This window comes from Moorena sp. SIO4E2, assembly GCF_010671945.1.
GTDB classification, from domain to species: Bacteria; Cyanobacteriota; Cyanobacteriia; order Cyanobacteriales; family Coleofasciculaceae; genus Moorena; species Moorena producens.
Genome location: NZ_JAAHIE010000555.1, coordinates 1 through 4,502, shown reverse-complemented (window position 1 = coordinate 4,502; position 4,502 = coordinate 1). Strand labels below are relative to the sequence as shown.

Annotated in this window: 5 protein-coding genes and 1 pseudogene; 2 read left to right on the top strand and 4 right to left on the bottom strand. The window is 41.2% G+C overall.

Annotated elements, in window-relative coordinates; translation table 11 throughout:
* The 3 genes and pseudogenes from F6K37_RS32885 to F6K37_RS32875 all read right to left on the bottom strand — a co-directional run.
* Window positions 1-287, bottom strand: a 287-nt coding sequence (locus F6K37_RS32885; protein ID WP_287254855.1) for an EF-hand domain-containing protein, incomplete at its 3' end; no start/stop codon positions are given.
* Between the two features lie 289 nt (window positions 288-576).
* Window positions 577-1,012: pseudogene (locus F6K37_RS32880) on the bottom strand (MerR family transcriptional regulator).
* 168 nt (window positions 1,013-1,180) lie between these two features.
* Complete coding sequence (locus F6K37_RS32875; protein ID WP_229419830.1) at window positions 1,181-1,498, bottom strand: hypothetical protein; 318 nt, start codon at window positions 1,496-1,498, stop codon at window positions 1,181-1,183.
* A gap of 241 nt (window positions 1,499-1,739) precedes the next feature.
* Between F6K37_RS32875 and F6K37_RS32870 the strand changes: the two genes are divergently transcribed.
* On the top strand, window positions 1,740-2,456 hold the full coding sequence (locus tag F6K37_RS32870) for an FG-GAP repeat domain-containing protein (RefSeq protein ID WP_287254853.1): 717 nt from the start codon (window positions 1,740-1,742) through the stop codon (window positions 2,454-2,456).
* Between the two features lie 558 nt (window positions 2,457-3,014).
* Here the strand turns inward: F6K37_RS32870 and F6K37_RS32865 are convergent.
* On the bottom strand, window positions 3,015-3,446 hold the full coding sequence (locus F6K37_RS32865; protein WP_287254851.1) for a MerR family transcriptional regulator: 432 nt from the start codon (window positions 3,444-3,446) through the stop codon (window positions 3,015-3,017).
* 89 nt (window positions 3,447-3,535) lie between these two features.
* Between F6K37_RS32865 and F6K37_RS32860 the strand changes: the two genes are divergently transcribed.
* Window positions 3,536-3,772, top strand: coding sequence for a hypothetical protein (locus F6K37_RS32860; RefSeq protein WP_287254849.1), 237 nt, complete (start codon window positions 3,536-3,538; stop codon window positions 3,770-3,772).
* The last annotated feature ends 730 nt before the right edge of the window (window positions 3,773-4,502 follow it).

The following is a 4,502-nucleotide window of genomic DNA, read 5'->3' as shown; positions in this document are numbered from 1 at the left end:
TGGTACATTGAATCATCATTGATCCGTCGATAACCGTGTGCTAACCAATCGTTTAGGTTTACTTTACCATCGTTATCTGTATCAGCATCCTTTTGGAGATGTTCCCAATCCTCCATGAATTTAGCATGGAGCTGATTATATTTGGGGGAATTAGCTTCTAGTTTGCGGGCTTGGGCTAAGGTTTGGAAGATAGTTTCAAAGTCTGCTTGTTCTACGACACCGTTTCCATCTGCGTCATAAATTTGGAATAGCCTGGTCCATTTTTTGGTTTGAAGTTCTGTCAACATAGGTTGGTATTCCTTGTTTTTCTCTTAGCAAAGTTAAATGCAGCAATATGTTACCATTATTTACACAAAGAATACTAACTAAAAAGCTCTCTATTCATGGGCTTTATTAAGTGGTATCGGGTAACATGCTATATTATTTACTGCATATGAGTATGACACGCTCAAAATACACTCCGAAATGAGTTTTTAGCTCAACTTACAGTGCAACTCTTAGCATGTAAGCGGCATTAGATATTCACAAAACCCGTAGTATATACCCGAAATAGTCCCAAAGCCCTTCGCTATTGCATCAAGAAATAAAGTGAATATCACTAAAGGTTTCAATCCACAAACGAGCGCCACAATCGAGTGGATTATCTGGATTATAGACAATCTTACATGGACCAAGGATTTCCACTTCGTTGCCGTAAATATTGCTACCACTTCGTTTTACTGAAATCACTGGCTTGCGGTCTTTGGGGCTTTTCTTGATATTCGAGCCAATGTGATTACGGTTGACATTAATCTTCGCTAAAGCCGGTGGACGACTAGTGCGCCATTTCCCTTTTGGTCCACGAGACCCTTTGGTAATTTGCGGCAAATGGTTGAACAGGGGAATAATCCAGACAGAATTTCCCAGTTTTATAGGCACCCCGCACCCGACCCTTCTCTAGGAGTTGGCGCAATCGTCGAGAAGAAATTCCTAATAGAGATGCTGCTTCGGTAGTTCCAACGCACTTGTTCATGAGTGGGGTCTCTTTTAACTCTTCCTATAGTACTAGTATAAAGGTAAAAATAAAAATTGTGAGGGAGTAGGGATAAAAGTAGCTAAAGTGTGGTAAGTGTGGAGAGGGTGGAAAGCAAGTCAACTGCTGTGGTGTCCACTATTAGCGACTGCGTCAATATCGGAATAGTTAGGAAATCGAGAAGAAAGGGAGTAGGGAGGAAAGTGTGGTAAGTGTGGAGAGGGTGGGTAGCCAGTCGAGTGGTGTGGTGTCCACTATTAAAGACTGCGTCAATATCGGAATAGTTAGAAAATGGGGAATCGGGAATGCGATCGCGTAGCGTGACCATTCGCGTAGCGTGGCCTTTTGGCCAAGGTCAATCGCATATAAGTGTGATCGAGAAATGCGATCGCATAAGCGCGGAAGCTTCGCGTGACTCGCGTAGCGTGACCATTCGCGTAGCGTGGCCTTTTGGCCAAGGTCAATCGCATTCGTTTCTGTAGACACTAAAATTCCCCACGGGCAATTCTTTACAAAACTTGATATTTAGTTGTAGAAAAATTGGATTTTCGGAGTGATTAACAAAGTGAGTGTTGTCAAGGAAGCGTAATACTCTTAACCCAATTTCCATACTTCATTTTGTAGTATTGATGGTTACTGAGCCAGAACAGTTCCCACAACGTTTTCTATTCTTAACAACTTTTTTTGCAATACAACTCAAACACTAGGTTTGACAAGGAGTATTCTGATGACCCTTTTTGCGACAAAGAAACTTGCGATCAATAGTTTTAGTCCCTTAAAGGGGGGATGGACTAACTTTGATACCTATCCCCGCCAGTTAGGTGATGTCAATGGGGACGGTCGGGATGATATTGTTGGTTTTGGTCATACCTTTGTTTTTGTATCCCTAGGTCAAAGCGATGGTACCTTTGCTTCCCCATCAATAGCCCTAGACAGTTTCACAGTCGATGGAGGGAGATGGACTGATTTTGATACCTATCCCCGTCAGTTAGGTGATGTCAATGGGGACGGTCGGGCTGATATTGTTGGTTTTGCTCATCGCGGTGTTTATGTATCCCTGGGTCAAAGCGATGGTACTTTTGCTCCCGCATTCAAAGCCATAGACAGTTTTGCAGTCGATAAAGGGGGATGGCTTAACTTTAATACCTATCCCCGCCAGTTAGCTGATGTCAATGGGGACGGTCGGGCTGATATTGTTGGTTTTGCTAATCAGGGTGTTTATGTATCCCTGGGTCAAAGCGATAGTACCTTTGCTCCCCCATCAATAGTCATAGAAGATTTTGCAGTCGATCGAGGGGGATGGCTTAACTTTGATACCTATCCCCGGCAGCTAGGTGATGTGAATGGAGACGGTCGGGCTGATATTGTTGGTTTTGCTAATGATGGTACCTATGTAGCTTTAGCGAACAATCCGGGAGTTGACCCCTTGATCAGTATATTCTAGACTGAGTACTATTAATTTAATAAATGGCTCTCCTAGACTGATTATAGTAAATGAGTAGTTTAAATGAGCTTAATCCCTTAAATAGCAAGGGATTCAATAAACTAAAAATACATTTTTATTAAATTGGCATTTTTAAATTACTAAAACGCTTGATGAGTAAGGGCTGTGGCAATTATTTTATACTAATTTATCATAGCCACTCTAGGAGAGCCTAATAAATTAGTCAATATAAACAAAGCGATGGTTTTTATGTGGCATATAGCGTTTATAAATGAGTTGTAAAAAACTATTACCATTTTATCCGTTACTAAAAATACCTATATAGTTTATTAACTCTCGCCTTTGGCATTTTGTATTTTTGATTTTAGTAAGGGATTCTGTTCAGAACTCAAAGGTAAATGTTATATGCCACCCTCTTACTTCCAGTAGTCATCCATTCCTTATTTTTAATAATAATTTTGAATGGTCGCGAAGCCCTTGACCCATTCACCGACTAGCAGGAAAACTACCACCAGCGATGCAGCGCGGTCTTGGGGGTTTCCCCCACTCGCTATTGCATCAAGAAATAAAGTGAATATCACTAAAGGTTTCAATCCACAAACGAGCGCCACAATCCAGTGGATTATCGGGATTATAAACAATCTTACTTGGCCCAAGGATTTCCACTTCGTTGCCGTAGATATTGCTACCACTTCGTTTTACTGAAATCACTGGCTTCCGGTCTTTGGGACTTTTCTTGATATTCGAGCCAATGTGATTACGGTTGACATTAATCTTCGCTAAAGCGGGAGGACGACTAGTGCGCCATTTCCCCTTCGGTCCACGAGTACCTTTGGTAATTTGTGGCAAATGGTTGAACAAAGGAATAATCCAGAATTTCCCAGTTTTATAGGCACCCCGCACCCGACCCTTCTCTAGGAGTTGGCGCAATCGTCGAGAGGAAATTCCTAATAGAGATGCCGCTTCAGTAGTTCCAACGCACTTGTTCATGAGTGGAGTGTGAATTAACTCTTCCTATAGTACTATTATAAGGCAAAAAATAAAAATTGTGAGGGAGTAGGGATAAAAGTAGCTAAAGTGTGGTAAGTGTGGAGAGGGTGGGGAGCCAGTCGAGTGCTGTGGTTTGCACTATTAGCGATTGCGTCAATATCGGAATAGTTAGGTTATTTGTGATCGGGATGCGATCGCATTTCCCGATCACAAATAACCTAACTTTGGAACAAGCGGAAGAGTTTAGCCTACAGTCAATCTTGTATGGGATCACATATAAATGCGATCGCATTTTCTTGTGTGACCTGCTGCTGAGAATTGTTTGAATCCCTCAAGTCAAACTATTTCGGTAACTGTACTGATTAGTTGGCATTTTCTGTTCGCGAGCTGCTGGTGAGATCGGAGGTATTATGAATGCGATCGCATAAGCGCGGAAGCTGAGGCCAAGGTCAATCGCGAAAATGAGATTGGTAAATTTTCGCTGTCGAGGATGGATGGGGTGAGACAGGGATGCCAGCTCAGTCCGATTCTCCTACGGAGACGCTTCGGGAAAAGTCAAAATGCTCTGCAGGAGACCCCAATAGAGTAAAGCTAATAAGTTGCGCAATATATAAATCTGGCCTGTATCGGTTTATATGAAAAGGTTTCAGCTATTCACTATTTCGCTAGAAGATAGCCCGATTTTTTGAAAAAATGTTTGAATCCTCTAGTGCCCTCCAAGGCGCACTATACTGTTTTCACCACCCCTGGTGTAATGATTTCGTAATATTACTATTACTAAGTGTTAAATTAGAGTTAGTAACTCTACCTAAACTATGAACATAAAAAAGCAATTTTAACTTGATAGCAAACTTTTAATTACTTATCCCTAATCCTTTGGGTCTTGCGGAAATTATTAAATTGTGATATAAAATTTTTTGATCTCCTAGAATGGGTGTGGTAAATGAGTAGTTTAAATGAGCGATTACCCCTTCAATAGCAAGGGATTCAATGAACTAAAAATGCCATTTTAATAAAAATGCATTTTTAAATTACTCAAAAGCTTACTTAGTAAGG